The organism is Variovorax sp. 20P10.2.4 (genome assembly GCF_058244205.1).
In genome coordinates this window covers 1-21,448 of record NZ_JBZAYE010000023.1, presented here as the reverse complement: position 1 = coordinate 21,448, position 21,448 = coordinate 1, and the positions used below count along the sequence as shown (strand labels likewise).

The window sequence follows — 21,448 nt, the reverse complement described above, 5'->3', positions numbered from 1 at the left end:
TCAGCCCACGCCGTTCCAGTCGCAGCGCAGGCGGTAGCGGCGGCCCGCGAGGGTCAGCGTGCCGCGGGCCTGGGCGATGCGCAGCGTTGCGGTGCGAGACGGCCGGTCGACGCTGGTGCCGTTCGCCTGCACGGTGTGGCGCGCGTAGTCGATGGACCGGCGCCGTGGCGTGAATCGTTCGGATGAAAGATCGCCGTGCTGCTCGCGCGCGACGATCAGCCCGGTCAGCTCGCCGGTCGACAGGCTGAACTGCATCTCCACCGCATAGGGCCGTCCTGCGCAGGACAGGCTGCCGTTGGCGAAGGCCGGCGCGGCGCAGGCCAGCCAGGCGGCCGCGCAGAGGATCGAGGCACGCAGTCCCGCGACGGTTGGCATCCGCATGTCAGGCAAAGGGGTAGGGCCCCTGCATCGGCCCGATGTGACTCAGGTGGCTCACCATGCCGTGCGCCTCGTCCCACAGGTGCAGCAGGCAGCCGGGCCGGCCCAGGTAGGAGGCCGGTGCCGCGTCGCTCGCGAGCCGCAGCGCGATCTCGGTGGTGGTGCTCGGCGCGCTGCACACCACGGTGCCGGCCCAGCGCCGCAGCATGCCGCGGTGCACATGGCCGCACAGCACGCGCTCCACGTTGCCGGCCGCGCGCACCACGGCTTCGAGCGGCTCGGTGTCGATGCAGCGGTAGGCATCCATGTACGGAATGCCGCTCATGAACGGTGGGTGGTGCAGCATCAGAAGCGTGGGCCTGGTGCGGTCGGCCTCCAGCGTGCGCTGCAGCCAGGCCAGGCCCTCCGCATCGGCCAGCCCATGGTGCAGGCCGGGCACGCAGACATCGAGCGCGACGATGCGCACCGGATGGTCGTCGATGCAGTAGTGCAGCGCGCCCGTGGCCGGCAGGTAGCCGTGGTCGGCGAAGGCCGCGCGGAAGTGCTCGCGGTGGTCGTGGTTGCCGGGCATCACGAGCAGCGGCACTTCGAGCGCGGACAGCAGCCGGCGCGCCTGCGCGTATTCCTCGGGCCGGCCCTCGTCGACCAGGTCGCCGGTCAGCAGCACCAGGTCGGGCCGGCGATCGAGCGCATGCAGGTGGGCGATGGCCTCCTCGAGCATGCGGTTGGAATCGACCACGCCCTGGTAGAGCACGCCGGCGGGGCGCACGTGCGGGTCGGAGATCTGGGCGATGAGCATGGACATGGGGCGGGCATCTCGTGGTTTCGCATCATCACGCAGATTCCGTTCCCGCCGCGTCCTCAATCGTCCGTTCCGACGATGCCGCCCTGGCGCGCTGCTGCCACGATGCGGCGGCCCCCAGCACAGGAGACGCCCCCATGTTCGGATTGATGCAGGACCGCCCGCTCTTGATCTCGTCGCTGATCGAGCATGCCGCCACCTTCCACCCGCACACCGAGATCGTGGTGCGCAGCGTCGAGGGGCCGATCGTGCGCACCGACTACGACGCGGTGCACCGGCGCGCGAAGCAGGTGGCCCACGCGATGGCGCAGCTCGGCATCGCCCCCGGCGACCGCGTGGGCACGCTGGCCTGGAACACGCACCGGCACCTGGCGCTGTACTTCGGCGTGTCGGGCGCGGGCGCGGTGCTGCACACCGTCAACCCACGGCTCTTTCCCGAGCAGATCGACTACATCGTGAACCATGCCGAAGACAAGGTGCTGTTCTTCGACACCAGCTTCGCGCCGCTGGTCGAGAAGCTCGCGCCGGGCCTGCGCTCGGTGCGCGCCTTCATCGCGATGACCGACCGCGCCCACATGCCGGCCATCGACGTGCCGAACCTGCTGTGCTTCGACGAACTGATCGACGCGCAGAGCGAGGACTACGACTGGCCCGTGTTCGACGAGCGCACGGCCTCGTCGCTGTGCTACACCTCGGGCACCACGGGCAACCCCAAGGGCGTGCTCTATTCGCACCGCTCGACCGTGCTGCACTCGCTGATGGAGTGCACGCCCGACACCTTCGGCGTGAACTCGGGCATGACCTTGCTGCTCGCGGTGCCGATGTTCCATGCCAATGCCTGGGGCATGCCTTACGCGGCGGCGATGGCTGGCGTCAAGCTGGTGATGCCCGGCCCGCACCTCGACGCGCAGAACCTCTACGAGCTGATGCGCGACGAGAAGGTCAGCATCTCGCAGGCCGTGCCCACGGTGTGGCTGATGCTGTTCCAGTACTTCGATGCCCATCCCGAACTCGATCCGCGCGCGCTGGGCCTCAAGCGCATCGGCCTCGGCGGCGCCGCCACGCCGCGCAGCATGATCGAGCGTTTCGAACGCGACTTCGGCGCCGACTTCGTGCAGGGCTGGGGCATGACCGAGACCAGCCCGATCGGCGTGATCGGCAACCTGCTGCCCAAGCATGCGGCCTTGAGCGAGGACGAGAAGATCGGCATCAAGATGAAGCAGGGCCGCGGCGTCTGGGGCGTGGCGCTCAAGATCGTCGGCGAGGACGGCCGGCGCCTGCCGCACGACGGCAAGGCCTTCGGCCACCTGCATGTGCGCGGGCCCTGGATCGCGAGCGGCTACTTCCGCGGCGAGGGCGGCAGCGTGCTCGATGCCGAGGGCTTCTTCCCGACCGGCGACGTGGCCACCATCGATGCCGACGGCTATGTGCAGCTGGTCGACCGCGCGAAGGACGTGATCAAGTCGGGCGGCGAATGGATCTCCTCGATCGACCTCGAGAACGCGGCCAGCGCCCATCCGGCGGTGGCCGAGGCCGCGGTCATCGGCATCCCGCATCCGAAGTGGACCGAGCGGCCGCTGCTCGTCGTGGTGAAGCGGCCCGGCAGCGAAGTGACCGCTTCGCAGCTGCGCGATTTCCTCGCGCAGCGCGTTGTCAAGTGGTGGCTGCCCGAGGACGTGGTCTTCGTCGACAGCCTGCCGCATACGGCCACCGGAAAGCTGCTCAAGACCCGCCTGCGGGAAATGTTCAAGGGATATGTCGCGACCAAGTCGGTTTGATGACTTGTTCGATTTTTCTGTGGACAACTCTGTGGGTTGTGCGGGGAGCGGATGGGCGAAGCGAGGATTGGCGGGGCTTCCCACCACATTGCCTGTTGAATAGGCAGGGGCTCCCGACCGTGCAAAAAAGACTGCGCCACCCCGCGGTTCCGTCCAAAAAATCGTGGTAGGGCGACGGAAATCCGGGGGCGGTTTCAGCGCTGCAGCGCATCACGCAAGAAGGCGAGCATGCGCGGCCACGAATCGCTGCGCGCCCGCGCATTGCCCTCGGGCGTGCCGCCCAGGTCCATCGTTTCGCCGGATATCGCATGGACCGAGCGCGTCATGGTGGTCGGCGCGTTCGGCCAGGCGATCGAATGGCCGGCACGCGGGTAGCTCAGGTGCTCGGCGCGGTGCGCGAACTTCTTTTCGAGCAGGCGTTGCAGCGCGAAGTCGGCGAGATCGGTCGAAGGCCACAGGCCGTCGGCCTCGCCCGAGATCAGCAGCACCGGGCCGTTGATGTTCTCGACCTTGATCGAGCTTCGCTCCACCAGCGCGGGATCGCGCAGCGGGATCAGGTACCAGTCGAAGCTGTCCTCGTGCGCAAGGCCCTTTGCGACGGCTTCGTCCCATTGCGCGTGCGTGAGCGTCGATGCGAAATCGATCTCCTCGCCGCCCAGCGTCCATGCGCCATGGCCGCTCGCGGGATAGGCGGGCCACACGATGCCGCTGGGCACATAGCCGATCACGCAGCCGATGGCGGGAAAGTGCGCGCCGAGCAGCAGCGCGAGTTCGCCGCCGCGCGACACGCCCACGGTGCCGATGCGGTCGGCCCGCACGCCGGGCTGCTCGGCCAGCCATTCGAGCGCGGTGCCGAAGTACTCGAGCGGAATGCGGTCCAGCGTGGGCGGCAAGCCCTCGGCCGCGAAGTAGGCCAGCGCCAGCGCGGCGAAGCCATGCGAGGCGAGCAGCGCGGCCATCTCCTGCGACCACGCCAGGCCGCCGTTCGACCCGCCGAGCACGAGCACGGCCGGATGCGGGCCCGCGCCCGCGGGTTCGAACAACTGGCCGACCAGGCCGCGTTCCCTGACCTTCCGTTGCCGCACGCCGTCGCCGACATACACGCGGCGGATCGAGACCGAGACCGCGCTGCCGTCGCTCTCGCGCACCGCGCTGAGCGTGGCGGTCAGCGGATCGTCGTGCAGGCCTGCGATGCCGCCCACGCGCTCGGGCGGCACCGGCGCGCGCGACCAGAACAGGCCCATCGCGTCGGCGCGCTCGTAGCTGCCCGCGACCGGCGACTGCCGCGCGGGATCGACCGTGCCGCTGGTGTCGGCCACGAAGTGGGCCTCCGATTGCGTCACCTGGTGACCGAAGCGGTTGCACAGTTGCAGCACGACACGCTCGCCGGGTGCGAGACCGCGCAGGCGGATCTCCAGCGATTGGTCGACGAGGCACTGCGATGGCAGGGGATCGAATTTCATGCCCGCATTCTCCCCGCGCCACCTTCGGCGCACCTTCAGAAGAACTCGTCGAGCAGGCAGTAGAACGCGATGCGCTCGGCATCGGGCGCGATGCCGTAGCGTTCGAAGAAGGGCGTGGTCCAGGCCTCGCCGAGGTTGAAGCCGATGCTGCGCGCGGCCAGCGCGAGGTCCTGCCAGCGGTCGGCCACGCCGACGCGGCCGCAGTCGATGAAGCCCGTGAAGCCGTCGGCCGTTGCCATCAGGTTCGGCAGGCAGGCATCGCCGTGGGTCACGACGAGGTCTTCGTTCGCGGGCCGCGTCGCGCGCAGTCGCTCGAACAGATCGAGGGCGGTCCAGCCCGCGCGCTCGTCGTCGAAATCGCTCTCGTCGACCAGGCCGGCCACGGCGCGCGCGTGCGCGTCCTCGATCCGGTGTGCCAGGCGATGGTCGAAGGGGCAGGTGACGACCGGCACCCGGTGCAGCAGGCGCAGCGCATCGGCCATGTGCACGACGATCTCGGCCGGGCGGAACGGGCCCGATGCGAGATCGCGGCCCGGCACGGCGCTCATCAGCAGCCAATGGCGATCGTGTTCGAGCGCATGGTCGATCACCGCGGGCGCGGGCAGGTCCTGGCGCGCGAGCCATGCGAGCCGCGCGATCTCGCCCGGCAGTTCAGCGAGGGGCGCCACGGGCTCGGACTTGAGGAACAGGAGCTCGCCATCGGCGGCCTCGATGCGAAACACATCGGCGCCCGATTCGCCGATCGTCTGGCGCTGCCAGCGGGCATCGGCCAGACGGGCGCGCCAGGCGTGAGGAAAAGGGGGCGGGGGATTCAAGCGCGAAGGACTCCAGGGCATGGCGCGGATGGCGCGGCACGCATCGTCGTCGCTCGCGCCCGCCTTTTCAAGCAAGCCACCACCGGCCCGCGGGCCGTCGGGCGCTAGTCCTTCTTCGGCGCGTCGGCGTCGTCCTCTTCCGCGTGGCCCAGCACGATCTGGCCCTCGGTGACGAAGCGGTCGAACTCGATGCGCGGGATCGCGGCGGTCAGCGGATTGCCGTCCTCGGTCCAGGTCAGCACCACGCTGTCGTCCGCGACCAGCGCCTGGCAGACGCCTTCGGGAATGCGGATCTGCGGGCCATCGCCCGCGCGGAACTCGACCACGCCGGCGATGCGGGCGTCGAGGCGTGAAGTGGCGGTGGTATTCATGGTCGTGGAGGTCCTCGGGTTAGAAGTCCAAAGCCTCGCCGAAGACAGGGGGAGGCCCGCGTGGGACGACATCGCCGATGCGCGCAGGCGCAGCGTCGCGAGGCCTTTGGTGTTGTAGGAGGATTCCTGCATCGGGACTGGATTTCGTCCTCGCGAACGCGCCCGCGCGAAGCGCTCTAGTCGGCGCGACGAAACAAGATGCAACCCGCTGGAGACAAGAGAGATGAACTTCGAAGGAATCTATTGCTTCGACACCGCCACGGTGCGCTTCGCGTTCTACCCGAACGGTCCGCAGGGCCAGCGCGTGCTGGCGGAGATCACGGAAGACGCGCTGCACGATGAATTCGGCGTGCGCGAGGGCGGCCCCCAGTTGCTCGAGGCCTGCCGCGCCTACTTCGACGCGATCGAGGCCAAGGCCCGGGAGCGCTATCGCGACGAGCCGCGCTGCCTGATCTCGCTGACCTCGGAAGACTTCATCCGCATTCCCCGCTGAGGCGGTCGCTCTCGCGGCGACGGCCCACGGCGCGTGTTGTCCTACGCGCAGGGGCGGGCCGCTTTCCAGAATGGGAGACGCACCGCGTGCTTTCCCTCTCTCTTTCTGGAAGGAGAACCCTCATGGCTTCGAAGACCGATACCCGCGACCCCAAGGACACCAGCAAGCCCTTTCCGTTTCCCACCGCCGAGTCGCACGGCAAGCCCGCTCCCGAACACGACAAGCCCACCCACGAAGCGCCGAGCGAGGATGCGCTCGACAGCGGCGTGGAGGAATCCTTTCCCGCCAGCGACCCGGTCTCGGTGACGGTCACCAAGGTCAAGCTGCCGCCGGGCAAGGCCGGTGCGTGATCCGGGGCATCGTTCCCGGACTACGCACACAAGCGCTCGCGGCGACTGTCGGGCATCCGGACCGGTCCCGATGATCGGCCCACGATGCCACAGACTGCCGCCACAGCCACACTCTCCCACGAGGCGGACCACACCGACGCCGCCTCCGTTCCCCAAGGCCTCTGGCGCCGCTGCAAGCGTTGGGCACTGCCCGTGCTCGGCATCGTGGTGCTGGGCCTCTTGCTCTCGCATGCGCACAAGGTCGACTGGGCCGGTGCCTGGCATGCGCTGCAGCGCTATCCGTTGTGGCTGCTGCTCGGCGTGCTCGCGCTCTCGACCGCCAGCCATGCGCTCTACGGCTGCTTCGACCTGCTCGGGCGGCTGCACACGCGGCACAAGCTCGCCGCCTGGCGCACCTGGGCCATCGCGGTCACGAGCTATGCCTTCAATCTGAACCTCGGCTCGCTGGTGGGCGGCGTCGCGATGCGCGCGCGGCTCTATGCGCGCGCCGGGCTCGACGAGGCCACGGTGGCGCAGATCGTCGGCCTCAGCCTCGCGACCAACTGGCTGGGCTACGGCCTGCTGGCCGGCGGCCTGTTCGCCGCGGGCGCGATCGACCCGCCGCGCCAGGCGCACCTGGGCGTGGTGGCCTTCCGTGCCATCGGCGTGCTGATGATCGCGCTCGCGATCGGCTACGTGATCGCCTGCGGCGTCGCGCGCGGCAAGCGCTGGACCCTGCGCGGGCGCAGCGTGCAGCTGCCCTCGGCGCGGCTCGCGCTGCTGCAGATCTCGCTGTCGGCCTGCAACTGGGCGCTGATGGGCGCGGCGATGTACCTGCTGCTAGGACAGAAGGTGCCGTACGCGACCACGCTGTCGGTGCTGATGGCGGCCTCGATCGTGGGCGTGTTCACGCCCATTCCCGCGGGGCTCGGCGTGCTCGAGGCGGTGTACCTCGCGCTGCTGTCGGGCAGCGTGCGGCAGGGCACGCTGATGGGCGCGGTGCTGGCCTACCGCGCGCTCTACTATCTGCTGCCTCTGGGCGGCGGGGTGCTGCTGTACCTGATGCTCGAGCGCCATGCATCGAGCCACCCGGCCGCGGCCGAGGCGGGGTGAGCGCGGCGGTGTGCGCCTGGGCTTGTGCGCGCAAGGGGCGACTTCCTACGTTCGCAGCCGCATGGCGGGCGCAGCGTGGCCCCAGGTGGCCATCGCCGGCCCGTGGCGAGCCTTCCGATGGCCTTGTCCTCCCATTGCAGATTGCGAGGTCCGGCATGCATTCCATTTCGACGTTCCGCCATTCGTCCCGAGGACGGGCCTGCGCGATCGCGTGCGCCATCGTGCTCGGTGGCGTGGTATCCGTGCCCACGACCTTCGCGGCCGAACCCGCCGTTCAGATCGCCCAGGCCGGCGCGGTGAGCGCCCCCGACCGCAGCCTGATGACCCTGGCCGCGGGCGCCGGGCTCTACGAGCTCGAGGTCTCGAAGCTCGCCGCCTCGAAGGCCGTGAGCGCCGAGGTGAAGGACTACGCGTTGATGCTCGCGAAGCACCACGGCGAATCGAACGGGGCGCTGCGCCAGCTGGCCGCGCGCAAGTCGGTGCAACTGGTGGCCGAGATACCGGCCGACAAGAAGGCGCGCATCGAGGCGCTGCAGGGCCTGTCGGGCGAGGGCTTCGACCGGGCCTATGTGGACCGCGTGGGCATCCAGGACCACGAGGCCGACATCCGGCTGTTCGAGAACATGGCGCGCGACGCCAACGATGCCGACCTGCGCGCCTTCGCCGAGAAGACGCTGCCGGTGCTCAGGACGCACCTCGACGCCGCGAAGACGATGGCGAGCAACCGGCGGCAGGCGCAGACGCCGGCGCCGCAGTGACACCCGCCCCCGCATGGCGCGCACCGCCGCACTGAAGCGCTACCAGGCCAAGCGCAACTTCGACATCACGCCCGAGCCCGCCGAGGGCGGCGAGTCGCTGCCCGGCGCATTGCAGTTCGTGGTGCAGAAGCACTGGGCGCGCAGCCTCCACTACGACTTCCGCATCGAGATCGACGGCACCATGAAGAGCTGGGCCGTGCCCAAGGGGCCGAGCTACGACCCGCACGACAAGCGCATGGCGATGCATGTGGAAGACCACCCGGTGTCGTACAACGCCTTCGAGGGCGAGATTCCCGCGAAGCAGTACGGCGCGGGCAAGGTGATCGTCTGGGACAAGGGTTTCTGGGTGCCGCTGGGCAATGTGCGCAAGGACTACCGCGCGGGCCACATCAAGTTCGAGCTGCATGGCCACAAGCTGCGCGGCCGCTGGGCGCTGGTGCGCATGAAGGCGCGCAAGGAAGGCAGCGGCGATCCGTGGCTCTTGATCAAGGAACGCGACGAGTTCGCGCGCGAGGCCGCGGAATTCAGCGTGGTCGACCAGTTCCCCGACAGCGTGGCCGCGCTCGCGATGCCGCGGGCGAGCACAGTGTCGAAGCCCGCCGCGAAGAAGGCGGCGCGAAAGCGTTCCGAGTGGCCCGAAGAAGCCGTCGAGGCCGAGCCTCCGCCCAAGCTCGCGCCGGTGCTCGCCACGCTGGTCGACGGTCCGCCGCCCGATCCCGGCGACTGGGTCTACGAGATCAAGTTCGACGGCTACCGGCTGCTCGCGCGCATCGAGGGCAAGACGGTGCAGCTGTTCACGCGCAACGGCCACGACTGGAGCGATCGCATGCCGCACCTGGTGCGCGCGCTGCAGCGCATGAAGCTGAAGCCGGGCTGGCTCGACGGCGAGATCGTGGTGCTCGACGAGGCCGGCAGCACCGACTTCCAGGCGCTGCAGAGCGCCTTCGACAGCACGCGCACCCAGGACATCGTCTATTTCCTGTTCGACCTGCCGTACTACGACGGTCACGACCTGCGGGCCGTGCCGCTGGTCGAGCGGCGCGCGCTGCTCGAGCGGCTGCTCGCCGATCCGCCGCCCGAGATCCGCTTCAGCGCGGTCTTCGACGCACCGCCCGAGGACATCGTGGCCTCGGCCTGCCGCATCGGGCTCGAGGGCGTGATCGGCAAGCGACGCGGCAGCGCCTACCGCTCGCGCCGTTCGCCCGACTGGATCAAGCTCAAGTGCGCGCGCAGGCAGGAGTTCGTGGTCGCCGGCTACACCGACCCGCAGGGCTCGCGCACGGGCTTCGGCTCGCTGCTGCTCGGCGTGCATGACGAACACGGCGAGCTGGTGTTCGCAGGCGGCGTGGGCACGGGTTTCAACGAGCGTTCGCTGGCCGAGATCTTTGCGCGGCTCGAGCCACTCGTGGTCGACCAGCGCCCGTTCAAGCAGCGCATCGAGAACGAGCGCCGCGCGCACTGGGTGAAGCCGGTGCTGGTGGCCGAGGTCACGTTCTCGGAATGGACGCAGGACGGCCATGTGCGCCACCCGGTGTTCCATGCGTTGCGCAGCGACAAGCCCGCGAAGCAGATCGTGCGCGAGGCGCCGGTGCCCGCGCGCGTGGCGGACCGGGAGCAGGCGAAGACCCGGACGAAAGGCCCGGCCGCCACCTTGCCCGCGAACTTCAAGGTCTCGCATGCCGAGCGCGTGGTCGATGCGTCGAGCGGCATCACCAAGGTCGAGGTGGTGCGCTTCTACGGCCTGGTCGCGCCGCTGATGATGGAGCACCTGCGCGGCCGGCCGGTGTCGCTGGTGCGCGCGCCGCGCGGCATCGGCGGGCAGCTGTTCTTCCAGAAGCACCTCGAGGACGGCAGCATCGAAGGCATTCGCCAGCTCGATGCCGCGCTGTGGCCCGAACATCCGGCGCTGATCGAGGTGGCGGCGGCAGTCGGCCTGCCGGGCGCGGCGCAGATGAACGTGATCGAGCTGCACACCTGGAACGCCGTCAAGTCCGCGATCGACAAGCCCGACCGCATGACCTTCGACCTCGACCCCGGCGAGGGCGTCGACTGGCCCGCGATGCTGCAGGCGGTGGAGCTGATGCGCGTGATCCTGGTCGAGCTCGGACTCGTGCCCTTCTGCAAGACCAGCGGCGGCAAAGGCCTGCACGTGGTGGTGCCGCTGCGCCGCGTGCATGGCTGGGACGCGGTGAAGGATTTCTCGCAGGCCATCGTGCGCCACATGGCGCGCACCTTGCCGCAACTGTTCGTGGCGAAGAGCGGACCCTCGAACCGCGTGGGCCGCATCTTCATCGACTACCTGCGCAACGGCTTCGGCGCCACCACGGTCTGCGCCTGGTCGCTGCGCGCGCGGCCGGGCATGGGCGTGTCGGTGCCGGTGGCATGGGACGAGGTGCCCGACCTGCGCGGCGGCGCGCACTGGACCTTGCGCGACATCCACACGCGGCTCGATCGCGGCAATGCGCCGTGGGAGGGCTATGCGAAGGGGGCGCGCAGTCCGAATGCGGCGATGAAGATGCTCGGCTTCGACGCGAAGAAGGCCGGGGGGCGCGGGCGCTGACGCGCGAGTCCCGCGCGATCAGAAGGCATGCCGGATGCCGACGTCGTAGCCGGTCGCGCCGCGCGGTTCCATGCCGCCCTTGGTGACGTAGGCCGCCTGCGGAAAGATCGCCGGCAGGCTCAGCACCAGCGGGGTGACACCCATCACGCCCGGGTTGTTGTGGCCGTCGCGGATGCCGATGCGCGCCACCGTCGCATAGAGCGCGGTGCGCCTCGACAGGTTGTGCACGTAGCCCAGCGCCAGCTTGTCGACCGAGGCGCTGCTGCCGGGCACGCCGTTGCCGTTGCTGAAGTTCACGCGCGCGAACGAGGCGCGCACGAGGCCCGGCCCCACCGGCATGTTCAGGCCGGCGACCAAGCCGTCGTAGCGGTCGGTGGCCCGGCTGCCGAACAGGCCGGCGTCGTCGCGCGCGTTTCGCACGCGGGACCATTCGCCGAACAGCTTCACCGCGCCGAAGTCGTAGGAGCCGCCGAGGTTCAGGCTCCTGATCTTCTCGCCGCCGGGCGCGGCGCTCACGAGCGTGCTCTCGCCGTAGCCCAGCGCCACGTCGGCCGGACCGCCGGTCCATCCCACGCGCGCGCCGGCATAGCGGCCGCGCCCGGACGGGCTGTCGCTCGCGTCGCTCGCCTTCACGTTCTCGTGGAAGGCGTACTGCACCTGGCCGTAGAAGCCGCCGAGCCCCGGCGGCAGGAAGTAGCTGAGGGCGTTGCTGGTGCGCAGGTAGCTGTCGGTGCCGGCGGAGAGCGCGCCGTTGAGCAGGCCGCCGGTGGCGAGCGCCCGCGAGGCGGCGAGGTTGCTGTTGACCACGGCGATCAGGTTGGTGCCGACGCCGTTGACGCCGAAGGGATCGAACACGCCGTCGTTCCAGAACGAGGCGGTGTAGTCGCGGCCCAGGCGCAACTCGCCGAACGGTCCCGAGAGGCTCAGGGTGGAACGGCGGCCGAAGTTGCCGATGCCGCCGCCGTTGTCGTTGGCCAGCGGTGCCTCGAGCCAGAAGCCGGCCGCGAGGCCGCCGCCCAGGTCCTCGGTGCCGCGAAAGCCCAGGCGGCTGGACGCGTAGCCCGAGGGCGAGAGCGCGGTCTGGCTCTGCCTGACCTGGCGCGGCGCCGCGAGGCCCCAGGACCGGCTGCGGGTGCTGTAGTGGCTGATGCCGGCGTCGACGACGCCGAACACGGTGAGGGAGGATTGCGCGGCGGCACCGCCCATGGCGGCCAGCAGCGACAGGGCCAGCGTGGTGGTCTTCATGGCGGGCTTCCTCAGGGGACCAGCACGGTCGATCCGGCCGTCTGGCGCGACTCGAGCGCGCGATGGGCCTGCGCCGCATCGGCGAGCGCGAAGCTGCGTTGCGGCTCGCTGACGATGCGCCCGGCCAGCACGTGGTCGAACAACTCGCGCGCCATCTCGAGCATGTGGGCGCGCGGCTGGATGTAGTGCGCCATCGCGGGCCGCGTCATCCACAGCGAGCCCTTGGCCGCGAGCAGCTGCGAATCGATCACCACCGAGCCCGAGGAGGTGCCGTTGCTGACCAGCGTGCCGCGCGGCTGCAGGCAGTCCAGCGAATCCATCAGCGTGTCCTTGCCCACCGAGTCGTAGACCACCGGCACGCCGCGGCCGTCGGTGATCTCGCGCACGCGCTCGACGGTGTTCTCGCGCGCGGTCACGATGACGTGGGCGCAGCCGGCGGCCCGGGCGAGTGCCGCCTTCTCGTCGGTGCTGACGGTGCCGATCATCGTGATGCCCAGGGCGCGCGCCCACTGGCAGGCGATCAGGCCGACGCCGCCGGCGGCCGCGTGGTAGAGGATGGTCTCGCCGGCCTGCAGCGGACGGACCTGGCGGAACAGGTACTGCGCCGTCATGCCCTTCATCATCAGCGTGGCGGCGGTGCGGTCGGGGAGGTTATCGGGCAGCGGGATCAGCACCGCGGCGGGCATCACGCGGACCTGCGAGTAGGCGCCCTGCGGGCCCGTGAGGTAGCCCACGCGGTCCCCGGCCTTGACCGCCGTCACGCCGGGGCCGACGGCCTCCACCACGCCGACCGCGTCCGAGCCCAGCCCGTCGGGCAGCGCCAGCGGATAGCGGCCGGTGCGGAAATAGATGTCGATGAAGTTGACCGCGATGAAGCTGTGGCGCACGCGCGCCTGGCCGGGACCGGGGTCCGCGACCTCGACGTTCTCTAGCCGCAGGACCTCGGGACCGCCGGTCTCGTGGAAGCGGATGGCTTGGGGCATGGCGATGTCTCCTCGTTGTTCTGGATGGTCTTCAGTTCAGGCGGATGTCGTAGCGCTTGACGATGCCGGCGTTGCGGACGAACTCCTCGCGCAGTTCGTCGCGTGTCTGCACTGGCGTGCGGTCGGCCATCGGCTCGAAGCCGGCGTTGGCCACGCTCGCGCGCACCGCCGGGTTGGTCGCGACCTTGCGCAGCACCGCGTGGATCTTCTCGACCAGCGGCGCCGGCATCTGCGATGACGCGATCACGCCGGTCCAGTTGGCGAAGTCGAGCGCCGGGTAGCCCAGCTCGGCGAAGGTGGGCACGGCGGGAAATTCGGGCAGCCGGGCCTGGGTCGCGACCGCCAGCAGCCGCACCCGGTTGGCGGCGATCAGCGGCCGGGCCGTGACCGAGCCGTCGAACATCAGCGGCACCTGGCCGCCCATGACCTGCGCCAGCGCGGGCGCGGAACCGGGGTAGGGCACGTGCTGCATGTCGAGCCCGGCCGCCTGGTTGAGGATGGCGCCCGCGTACTGCGAGGCCGTGCCCGCGCTGTAGGAGGCGTAGGAGACCTGGCCCGGATGGGCCTTCACATAGGCGATGGCCTCCTTGGCATCCCTGGCCGGGAACTGCGGCGAGGCGATCAGCAGCAGCGAGGAGCGCGCCATCAGCGCGACCGGCTGCACGTCCTTGAGCGGATCGAAGCCGCCCTTGAGGACGTGCGGCACCTCGGTGAGCACGTTGCTGGCGGTCATCATCAGCGTCTGGCCGTCGGCCGGCTGGGACAGCAGGTACTTGACGGCGATCGCCCCGCCGGCGCCCGGCCTGTTCTCGACCACCACCGGCTGGCCGATGTCGCGCGAGAGCTGGTCGCCCACGATGCGCGCGAGCACGTCGATGGTGCCGCCCGGCGGCGCGGGAACGATCATCTTGACCGGCTTGTCGGTGTAGGCATGGGTCCAGGGCGAGCCCAGCGCCGACGCGGCGGCGACGAGCAGGGCGGCGAGATGCGTGAGGCGCGGCATGGCTGCTCCGGTGCGTGGAGGTTCAGGCGGCCTTGCGCAGGAAGCCCTGCTGGCCGCCGTTGCGGTTGGGCGCGAAGCCGTTGGCCCGCAGCGTCTCTTCCACCGTGTCGTGGAACACGCCGATCTGCGAGATCTCGCGCGCCTGTTGCGCGGTCGCGATCGGGCGGCCGAATTCGCGCGCGATGCGCACCAGTTGCTCGACCTGCGCGGCGGTGCCGATCTTGGCGGTGCGCGACTGGTTCCAGAGGTTGTCCTCGGTGCCGCAGCGCACGTGCAGGCCCATGGCGATGCCCATCATGTTGACCGGCAGCACGTTGAGCACCGAGCTCTCCACCGTGAGCACCGCGCCGTCGGGCACCGCGCGCACGAAGTTGGCGAGGTTGTAGATGTTCGGCGCGTCCATGCCGCCGCCGATCGCGACCCAGTTGAGCACCAGCGGGCCCTTGTAGATGCCGCGGCGCATCAGCCGCTCGACCGACTCGAAGCTGTTGATGTTGTAGCACTGGAAGGCGCTCTGGATGCCCGCGGCGCTGAGGCGGCGGATGTGCTCCTCGGCCCAGCCCGGTTGCGCCGGCACCGTCATCTCCTTGTAGGCGTTGAAGACGACCGGGTCCTCCATCGAGGTGCCGCGGATGTCGCGCAGGTCGAACTGCTCGAGGATGTTCATCTGCGAGGTGTTGATCGTCACCGTGACCTGGTCCGGCTTGGGGTCGAGCTCGGCCAGCATGTGGCGCGTGTCGTCCGACAGCCACTTGGCGGCCGCGCCCTCGCTCTCGGGCGCGAACGAGATCGAGCCGCCGACCTGGATGATCATCTCGGGCACGCGGGCCCGCACGCCGGCGATCAGTTCGTTGAACTTGGACAGGCGCTTGGAACCCTTGCCGTCGAGTTCGCGCACATGCAGGTGCAGCACGGTGGCGCCGGCTTCGTAGCAGTCCACCGCCTTCTGGACCTGCTCCTCCATCGTCACGGCGATCTCGCCGGGGAAGTCCGAGGGCAGCCAGGACGGCGCGTAGGGGGCGGCGGTGATGATCAGCGGCTGCTGGTTTTCGGGGAACAGGTGACCGTCTAGGAAGTTCATCGAGGGCTCCGGGGATGCGGGTGGTGCGAAGGGGAAGGGTGGGTCAGGCGGTCGGCGTGCCGACGATGCCGGCGCGTTCCATCTTGCGGTGGCAGGGCGGGTAGTCCATCACCGCGTAGTGCTGCGTGGCGCGGTTGTCCCAGATCGCCACGCTGTCGGGCTGCCAGCGCCAGCGCACCTGGTATTCAGGGATGGCGGCCTGGTTGACGAGGTACTGCAGCAGCGCCGACGCGCCCTGCGTGAAATCCTGGCCGTAGCGCACGTTGGCGGGCGTGTGGAAGTTGGTGAAGTGCGTCGTGAAGCCGTTGACGTACAGCACCCGCTCGCCGGTTTCGGGATGGATGCGCACCACGGGGTGCTCCGCGTCGGGATAGCGGGCCTTGAGCGCGAGGCGCTGCGCGATCGGCATCGCCGCGCCGAAGGTGCACTCGATGCTGTGGCGGGCGCGCAGCGGCGCGATCAGCTCCTTCACGTGCCCGGGCAGGCGCTCGTAGGCCAGCGCCATGTTGGCCCACATCGTGTCGCCGCCCACGGGCGGGCACTCGACGCAGCGCAGCACGCAGCCCATCGGCGGCGTCTCGCGCCAGCTGGCGTCGCTGTGCCAGCTGTTCTCGTAGCGGTCGTTGGGCGCGTCCGGCGTCTTGTAGATGCGCACCAGCCCCGGGTGCTCCGGGTCGCTGCCGGCGACCGGGTGGTCCTCCAGTTCGCCGAAGCGCCGCGCGAAGGCCACGTGCTCGGCCCGGCTGATCTTCTGGTCGCGCAGGAACAGCACCTTGTGCCGCAGCAGCAGCGCCCGGATTTCCTCGAACAGGCCGTCGTCCCGGGCCGCATCGGCCAGGCTGACGCCACTGAGCTGGGCGCCGATGGCGCAGGTCATCGCTTCGATGCGCATGTCTTGTCTCCGTTCTTTTTTTGCGGTCTGCCCGCCCCGGCCTCCGGGGTGCGGGCATGGGGCAACTGTAGGAGCGGGCCCTCGGCGGCGCTTTGCATTCGGTGCCAATCGCTGTGCATTTGATGCCAGAATTCCCGTCATCCTGGAAAGGCTCGGCATGACGGCACTGGTGCGCGCGGCGGCGCTGACGAACTTCTCGGAGGTCGCGCAGGAGCTTGGCCGCGACCCCGGCGCGGCGCTGCGCAGGGCCGGGCTGCGCGCCAGGATGCTGCGCGAGCCGGACCAGTTGATCGAGGCCGACCGCGTGGCCCGCCTGCTCGAGGACGCGGCGCGCGACACGGGCTGCGAGTCCTTCGGACTGCGCATCGCCGCGCGGCGCCAGCTATCGAACTTCGGGGTGCTCAGCCTGCTGCTGATGCACCAGCCGACCTTGCGGCAGGTGCTGCTCACGCTGATCGAGCACCTGCACCTGCTCAACGAAAGGCTGGCGATCCAGGTCGAGGATGTCGGCAAGCTGGTGCTGCTGCGCGAGGAACTGGCCGTGTCGGTGCCGGCGCGGCAGTCGATCGAGCTCGCGATCGGCGTGCTCTACCGGATGTGCGCGGCCTTGCTCGGCGACCGCTGGCGGCCCGCCAGCGTGAGCTTCAGCCATGGGCCGCCGGCCGATGCGTCCTTTCATCGCCGCTTCTTCCAGTGCCCGGTCGAGTTCGACGGCAGCTTCAACGGACTGGTGTGCCGCGCGGCGGACCTCGACGTGCCCAATCCGGGCGGCGATCCCGTGCTGGCGGCCTATGCGCGCAAACTGATCGACGCCGTTCCCGGCGAGCGCGAGCGCTCGATCGACCAGGAGGTGCGCAAGGCCATCTACCTGATGCTGCCGGCGGGGCGGGCCACCTGCAAGTCGGTGGCGCAGGGCCTGGGGCTCAGCATGCGCACCTTGCAGCGCCAGCTCGATGCGCGCGAGCTGACCTTCAAGCAACTGGTCAACGACGTCCGTCAGGAACTCGCGCGGCGCTACGTGGCCAATGGCCGCCACAGCCTGGGCGAGGTGGCGGCGATGCTGGGCTACAGCACGCACAGTGCCTTCACCCGCTGGTTCGGCACCCAGTTCGGTTGTTCGCCCGAAGCCTGGCGTGCTACAGCTCGATGAACGCCGAGGTCGCCTTGTTGAGCGCCAGCATGCCCTTGGCCGTGATGCTCTCGACCTGGGCCAGCTGGCGGATCGCGCGGCCTTGGGGATGGCGCTCGGACGGGGGAATGAAGGCCGTCACGAGGTCCGCGGCGCGCAGCACGCGCAGCTTGTCGATCTCGGCGGGCGCGTGCACGACGTATGGCAATTTCTGCTCGGCGATGGTCCGAAGAAACTCCATGGACATGTGCCTTCTCCTTGAACGTTGATGGCAATGGGTCCGTGACATTGTGCGCAGAAACTCTTAGGACAGACTAAACCCTGCGCCGCTCGTGCCTATGTCAGCTGGCAGTCCGGCAGTACGGAAGCACTCTTTTTCGTAAAGCGTCGCGCGTGGCGCGGCGCTTCGTTTCCAGCGGTGTCGCGAGCGCCTGTCAGAACATGCCGTTCGAATTGGCGCGCTGGATGTTCGGTGCGAGCCAGGGGACCGAATTCTTCGGATGGCCCACGGGCTGCAGCGTGTCCCAATGCTCGATCGCCTTTCCGTCGGCATCCATCTTGTAGATGTCGACGCCGGCAATCCCGGTGTCTTCCGGATCGTCATTGAACAGGTTCAGGAATTCCACGTGGGCCCACACGTGGTCGCCGATGGCGGCGATCTTGTGGACCACGACGCGGGCCAGCACGCGCTCCCTGGTGAGCTTGCCGAAGAATTCCCCCAAGGCCTGCGCGCCATCGCCGATCAGGGGGTTGTGCTGGACATAGGCGGCGCTGACGAAGCGGTGCACCGACTCTTCGGCCTTCTTCTGGTTGATCACCAGTTCGTAGAAGCCCAGGATGTTGTTCTTGTTGCGCACGGCGCGGCTGTCGCTCGGGTCGACGAGTTCGATCATGTTTGTTTCTCCCTGCATATGAAGCGTTGATCCATGGAAGGAATCCAGAAAAACTCGTTTCGAAAGTTTTTCTGGAGACCGCCAAGGACGCTATCACCGCGGTTGGCAGGAGGAGAGGGGCCATCGGCCTCGTGCACGCATCGATCGTGCGGGCCGTCACGATCGGGCATGGGAATTCTTGTGCACCGCAGCGCGAGCACGCCGCGCGCAAGGCTCTAACGCGCGGCCTGGGTCTGCGCCTGCATCGGCCACGCCGTCGTGTCGGGCGCGATGAGGTGCCACATCACGGGATCGATGCCCTCGAAGGTGGCGCGGTAGCGTTCCGACAGCCGGCCTTCGCCGGTCACGTCGCGGATCACGATGCCGTCGATGCGCCCGGCGTTGTCGCGGAACACCTTGGCGTAGATCTCGGGATCGGCCTCGCCCGAATCGCCGACCAGCACGAAGCGGCGCTGCGGGAAGTCGGCCAGCAGGCGCGCGATCACGCCGAGCTTGTGGGCGCGCGAATCCTCGTCGCCCGGGATCAGCGTGCGCCAGGTCGTGCTCTCGCGCAGGTGCATGCTGCCCGGCGGAAAGCCCGCTTCGCGCACGAATTCCGCGAGCGGCGGATAGAGCTGGATCGGGCTGGCCGACAGGTAGTGGAAGCGCGTGTCGGGCGCACTCGCGAGCGCGCGGTACCAGCCTGCCATGTGGGGCGCGGGCTCGAAGCGGCGCGCGAAGGTGTTGAGCAGCATCTCGCGCCGCTCGCGCACCTGGGTGCGCTTGATGGTGTCGTCGATGTCCGAGATCACCGACAGGCCCTGTGCCGGCACGATCAGCGCGCGGCCGCGGAAACGGTGCAACAGTTCGCCGGGGCCGGTGACCGCGTGGAACTCGAGCCACTGCTGCGTGGGCGACAGCCGCGGCACCTCGATCACCTGCCGCACGTTGACGCGGCCGTCGGCGCCCGAGGGCGGCATGGTCTTGCGTCCGGGGCTGCCGTCGAATTCCACGTCGAACACCTTGCCGTCCTCCGACTCGGCATGGAACAGCGCGGTGCGCTGGTTGAAGCGCAGCTGCGCGGCCGGCGAGAGCTTCTTGAGGTTGAGCCCGAGGTAGCGCGCGAACGCGGCATTGAGGCCCCAGCGGCGTTCGCGCTCGTAGACCCAGGCATGGATGTCGACCTCGAGCCGGCCGTCGTCGGTGGGCCGCGCGGTGCCGTTCATGAACAGCGCTTCCTCATCCGGCTCCATCGGCTCGGCCGCCAACGCAGGCGTGATGCCGCCGGCCGCCAACGCCGCGCCGGCCAGCAGCGTGCGCCGGCGCAAAGCCAGTGTCATGCGCCGGCCGTGACGCGCTCGTACGTCACGAAGCTGAAGGCCAGGCCGTCCTTGGCCGACACGTGCGACTCGCGCTGCGTCTCGCGCCAGGCGCTGGCGTCGAGCACCGGCGCGAAGGCGTCGCCCTCGTAGTCGCGCGCGATCTCGGTGACCAGCGCGCGGCGCGCGAAGGGCTCGGCCTCGGCATAGATCTGCGCGCCGCCGATCACCCAGACATCGGGCGCCTCGAGCCGCTCGCAGACCTCGATGGCTTCGCGCAGGCTGCCCGCGCGCTGCGCGCCCTCGGCCTGCCAGCCGGCCTGGCGCGTGACCACGATGTTGCGCCGCCCCGGCAGTGGCCGGAAGCGCGGCGGCAGCGAGTCCCAGGTCTTGCGGCCCATGATGACCGGCGCGCCCAGCGTGCGCGCCTTGAAGTGCGCCATGTCCTCGGGCAGATGCCAGGGGATGGTGTTGGCGGCGCCGATGACGCCGTTGGCGGCGCGCGCGAAGATGAGGTTGAGGTTCATGGGGCGCAAAGCAGGTTCGAAACCGGCCGATTCTGACCGCATCCGCGCCCGCCCGGCCCCGAATGGTTCAGACGGCCACCGGCGCCTTGATCGGGTCGTGGTGCCGGTAGTCCTCGAACGCGAAGTCCTCGTACTGGTAGTCGAAGATCGAGTCGGGCTTGCGCTTGATGCGCAGCGTGGGATAAGGGTAGGGCTCGCGGCTCAGCTGCAGCGCGACCTGCTCGGCGTGGTTGCTGTAGATGTGGCAGTCGCCGCCGGTCCAGATGAAGTCGCCGACGTCGAGGTCGCACTGCTGCGCCATCATGTGCGTGAGCAGCGCGTAGCTCGCGATGTTGAAGGGCACGCCGAGGAAGATGTCGGCGCTGCGCTGGTAGAGCTGGCAGCTGAGCCGGCCGCGTTCGCCGTCGTTCTGCGGCGGCGCCACGTAGAACTGGAAGAAGGCGTGGCAGGGCATCAGCGCCATCTTCGAGAGCTCGGCCACGTTCCAGGCGCTCACGATGATGCGGCGCGAATCGGGGTTGGACTTGAGCGTCTTCACGACCTCGGCGATCTGGTCGATGTGGCCGCCGTCGGGCGTGGGCCAACTGCGCCACTGCACGCCGTACACCGGGCCCAGGTCGCCGTCCTCGCGCGCCCACTCGTCCCAGATGGTGACGCCGCGTTCCTTGAGCCAGTTGTTGTTGCTCGAGCCGGTCAGGAACCACAGCAGCTCCTGGATGATGGACTTGACGTGCACCTTCTTCGTGGTGACCAGCGGGAAGCCCTCGTTGAGGTCGAAGCGCATCTGGTGGCCGAACACGCTCTTGGTGCCGGTGCCGGTGCGGTCGCTCTTGTACACGCCGTGGGTGTCGACGTGGCGCATGAAGTCTTCGTACTGGGAGCGGATGGGGCGTTGGGTCATGGCGATGGAGGGCGGCGGCAACGGCGCGCCCGGGACGGCGGGGCTGGAGCCCCGAATCTTATTCGGATGAGGGGCCGGCGGCTGGCCGGGCAGGCCAAGACTATAAGATGAGAACTATTCTCAACATTCCGCAAGCGCAACCCGTGTCCGCCCCGGCCCTCGAAGACAGCCTCCAGGTGCTCTACCGCAGCCATCACGGCTGGCTGCAGGCCTGGCTGCGGCGTCGGCTGGGCTGCGCCGAGGATGCGGCCGACCTCGCGCACGATGCCTTCGTGCGGCTGCTGGCTGCGCGGCCGCCGCAGGCGGCGCCGGTCGAGATGAAGGAGCCGCGGGCCTACCTGACGACGGTGGCGCGCGGCCTGCTGATCGACCGCTTCCGCCGCGCCGACCTGGAGCGCGCCTACCTCGCCGACCTCGCGGCGCTGCCGCCGGCGCTCTATCCCTCGCCCGAGGAACAGCTGCAGGCGGTGCAGGCGCTGCGCGCGCTCGATGCGCTGCTCGCGAGCCTCACGCCCAAGACCCGCGCCGCCTGGCTGCACAGCCGGCTCGACGGCATGACCCATGCCGAGATCGCGCGGCAGCTCGGCGTGTCGGTGCCGCGCGTGCGGCAGTACCTGGCGACGGCCGCGCGCCGCG

Annotated in this window: 23 protein-coding genes; 8 read left to right on the top strand and 15 right to left on the bottom strand. The window is 69.5% G+C overall.

Annotated features, from left to right (window positions below; genetic code table 11):
* Together AC27VN_RS04180 and AC27VN_RS04175 are read right to left on the bottom strand one after the other, a co-directional pair.
* Positions 1 to 381, bottom strand: a complete 381-nt coding sequence (locus AC27VN_RS04180) for a hypothetical protein (protein WP_490875729.1) — start codon at positions 379 to 381, stop codon at positions 1 to 3.
* Position 382: 1 nt separating this feature from the next.
* The gene (locus AC27VN_RS04175; RefSeq protein WP_256222534.1) at positions 383 to 1,183 is read right to left on the bottom strand and encodes a phosphodiesterase; all 801 of its coding nucleotides are present in this window, start codon (positions 1,181 to 1,183) and stop codon (positions 383 to 385) included.
* Between the two features lie 134 nt (positions 1,184 to 1,317).
* Between AC27VN_RS04175 and AC27VN_RS04170 the strand changes: the two genes are divergently transcribed.
* Complete coding sequence (locus AC27VN_RS04170; RefSeq protein WP_093343285.1) at positions 1,318 to 2,958, top strand: long-chain-fatty-acid--CoA ligase; 1,641 nt, start codon at positions 1,318 to 1,320, stop codon at positions 2,956 to 2,958.
* A 194-nt stretch (positions 2,959 to 3,152) separates the two neighbouring features.
* Here the strand turns inward: AC27VN_RS04170 and AC27VN_RS04165 are convergent, their stop codons facing one another.
* The 3 genes from AC27VN_RS04165 to AC27VN_RS04155 form a co-directional block, all read right to left on the bottom strand.
* The gene (locus AC27VN_RS04165; protein ID WP_490875728.1) at positions 3,153 to 4,421 is read right to left on the bottom strand and encodes an acyl-CoA thioesterase/bile acid-CoA:amino acid N-acyltransferase family protein; all 1,269 of its coding nucleotides are present in this window, start codon (positions 4,419 to 4,421) and stop codon (positions 3,153 to 3,155) included.
* 35 nt (positions 4,422 to 4,456) lie between these two features.
* Complete coding sequence (locus AC27VN_RS04160) at positions 4,457 to 5,236, bottom strand: APH(3')-II family aminoglycoside O-phosphotransferase (protein ID WP_490875727.1); 780 nt, start codon at positions 5,234 to 5,236, stop codon at positions 4,457 to 4,459.
* Between the two features lie 104 nt (positions 5,237 to 5,340).
* Positions 5,341 to 5,607, bottom strand: coding sequence for a hypothetical protein (locus AC27VN_RS04155; protein ID WP_093343280.1), 267 nt, complete (start codon positions 5,605 to 5,607; stop codon positions 5,341 to 5,343).
* Positions 5,608 to 5,830: 223 nt separating this feature from the next.
* On the opposite strand from AC27VN_RS04155, the gene AC27VN_RS04150 reads away from it, so the two are divergent.
* The 5 genes from AC27VN_RS04150 to ligD all read left to right on the top strand — a co-directional run bounded on the left by AC27VN_RS04150 (position 5,831) and on the right by ligD (position 10,860).
* Positions 5,831 to 6,100, top strand: a complete 270-nt coding sequence (locus AC27VN_RS04150) for a hypothetical protein (RefSeq protein ID WP_093343278.1) — start codon at positions 5,831 to 5,833, stop codon at positions 6,098 to 6,100.
* A 122-nt stretch (positions 6,101 to 6,222) separates the two neighbouring features.
* On the top strand, positions 6,223 to 6,450 hold the full coding sequence (locus tag AC27VN_RS04145; RefSeq protein ID WP_093343276.1) for a hypothetical protein: 228 nt from the start codon (positions 6,223 to 6,225) through the stop codon (positions 6,448 to 6,450).
* A gap of 84 nt (positions 6,451 to 6,534) precedes the next feature.
* Positions 6,535 to 7,542: a lysylphosphatidylglycerol synthase domain-containing protein gene (locus AC27VN_RS04140; protein WP_490875726.1), complete on the top strand. Its 1,008-nt coding sequence runs from the start codon at positions 6,535 to 6,537 to the stop codon at positions 7,540 to 7,542.
* A 242-nt stretch (positions 7,543 to 7,784) separates the two neighbouring features.
* Entirely contained in the window at positions 7,785 to 8,300 is a 516-nt protein-coding gene (locus tag AC27VN_RS04135) for a DUF4142 domain-containing protein (protein WP_490875725.1), read from the top strand.
* A gap of 13 nt (positions 8,301 to 8,313) precedes the next feature.
* On the top strand, positions 8,314 to 10,860 hold the full coding sequence (gene ligD, locus AC27VN_RS04130) for a DNA ligase D (protein ID WP_490875724.1): 2,547 nt from the start codon (positions 8,314 to 8,316) through the stop codon (positions 10,858 to 10,860).
* Between the two features lie 18 nt (positions 10,861 to 10,878).
* On the opposite strand, the gene AC27VN_RS04125 is transcribed toward ligD, so the two are convergent.
* Genes AC27VN_RS04125 through AC27VN_RS04105 form a run of 5 tightly spaced genes read right to left on the bottom strand, consistent with a single transcriptional unit; the run spans position 10,879 to position 16,064 of the window.
* Positions 10,879 to 12,105: a porin gene (locus tag AC27VN_RS04125; RefSeq protein ID WP_490875723.1), complete on the bottom strand. Its 1,227-nt coding sequence runs from the start codon at positions 12,103 to 12,105 to the stop codon at positions 10,879 to 10,881.
* A gap of 11 nt (positions 12,106 to 12,116) precedes the next feature.
* On the bottom strand, positions 12,117 to 13,088 hold the full coding sequence (locus AC27VN_RS04120; protein WP_490875722.1) for a quinone oxidoreductase family protein: 972 nt from the start codon (positions 13,086 to 13,088) through the stop codon (positions 12,117 to 12,119).
* A gap of 31 nt (positions 13,089 to 13,119) precedes the next feature.
* Positions 13,120 to 14,091, bottom strand: a complete 972-nt coding sequence (locus AC27VN_RS04115; RefSeq protein ID WP_490875721.1) for a Bug family tripartite tricarboxylate transporter substrate binding protein — start codon at positions 14,089 to 14,091, stop codon at positions 13,120 to 13,122.
* A 22-nt stretch (positions 14,092 to 14,113) separates the two neighbouring features.
* Positions 14,114 to 15,172 carry a beta-keto acid cleavage family enzyme gene (locus AC27VN_RS04110; protein WP_490875720.1) on the bottom strand — a complete coding sequence of 353 codons (1,059 nt, stop codon included), beginning with the start codon at positions 15,170 to 15,172 and terminating at the stop codon, positions 14,114 to 14,116.
* Between the two features lie 43 nt (positions 15,173 to 15,215).
* Positions 15,216 to 16,064, bottom strand: coding sequence for a TauD/TfdA dioxygenase family protein (locus AC27VN_RS04105; RefSeq protein WP_490875719.1), 849 nt, complete (start codon positions 16,062 to 16,064; stop codon positions 15,216 to 15,218).
* 157 nt (positions 16,065 to 16,221) lie between these two features.
* Here AC27VN_RS04105 and AC27VN_RS04100 point away from each other — a divergent pair, with 157 nt between their 5' ends.
* Positions 16,222 to 17,214, top strand: a complete 993-nt coding sequence (locus AC27VN_RS04100; RefSeq protein ID WP_490875718.1) for an AraC family transcriptional regulator — start codon at positions 16,222 to 16,224, stop codon at positions 17,212 to 17,214.
* Here AC27VN_RS04100 and AC27VN_RS04095 read toward each other — a convergent pair.
* The 5 genes from AC27VN_RS04095 to AC27VN_RS04075 form a co-directional block, all read right to left on the bottom strand.
* Positions 17,201 to 17,440: a hypothetical protein gene (locus tag AC27VN_RS04095; RefSeq protein ID WP_093343260.1), complete on the bottom strand. Its 240-nt coding sequence runs from the start codon at positions 17,438 to 17,440 to the stop codon at positions 17,201 to 17,203. The genes AC27VN_RS04100 and AC27VN_RS04095 overlap by 14 nt on opposite strands.
* A 187-nt stretch (positions 17,441 to 17,627) precedes the next feature.
* Positions 17,628 to 18,086 (bottom strand): nuclear transport factor 2 family protein, encoded by a 459-nt coding sequence (locus AC27VN_RS04090; RefSeq protein WP_490875717.1) that lies wholly within the window; start codon positions 18,084 to 18,086, stop codon positions 17,628 to 17,630.
* Positions 18,087 to 18,301: 215 nt separating this feature from the next.
* On the bottom strand, positions 18,302 to 19,405 hold the full coding sequence (locus tag AC27VN_RS04085; RefSeq protein ID WP_490875716.1) for a phosphatidate phosphatase App1 family protein: 1,104 nt from the start codon (positions 19,403 to 19,405) through the stop codon (positions 18,302 to 18,304).
* Positions 19,402 to 19,911 carry a dihydrofolate reductase gene (locus tag AC27VN_RS04080; RefSeq protein WP_490875715.1) on the bottom strand — a complete coding sequence of 170 codons (510 nt, stop codon included), beginning with the start codon at positions 19,909 to 19,911 and terminating at the stop codon, positions 19,402 to 19,404. The genes AC27VN_RS04085 and AC27VN_RS04080 overlap by 4 nt, the downstream gene beginning before the upstream one ends.
* A gap of 67 nt (positions 19,912 to 19,978) precedes the next feature.
* Positions 19,979 to 20,812, bottom strand: coding sequence for a thymidylate synthase (locus AC27VN_RS04075; protein ID WP_490875714.1), 834 nt, complete (start codon positions 20,810 to 20,812; stop codon positions 19,979 to 19,981).
* 143 nt (positions 20,813 to 20,955) lie between these two features.
* On the opposite strand from AC27VN_RS04075, the gene AC27VN_RS04070 reads away from it, so the two are divergent.
* Positions 20,956 to 21,448, top strand: a 493-nt coding sequence (locus tag AC27VN_RS04070) for a sigma-70 family RNA polymerase sigma factor (RefSeq protein ID WP_490875713.1), incomplete at its 3' end; no start/stop codon positions are given.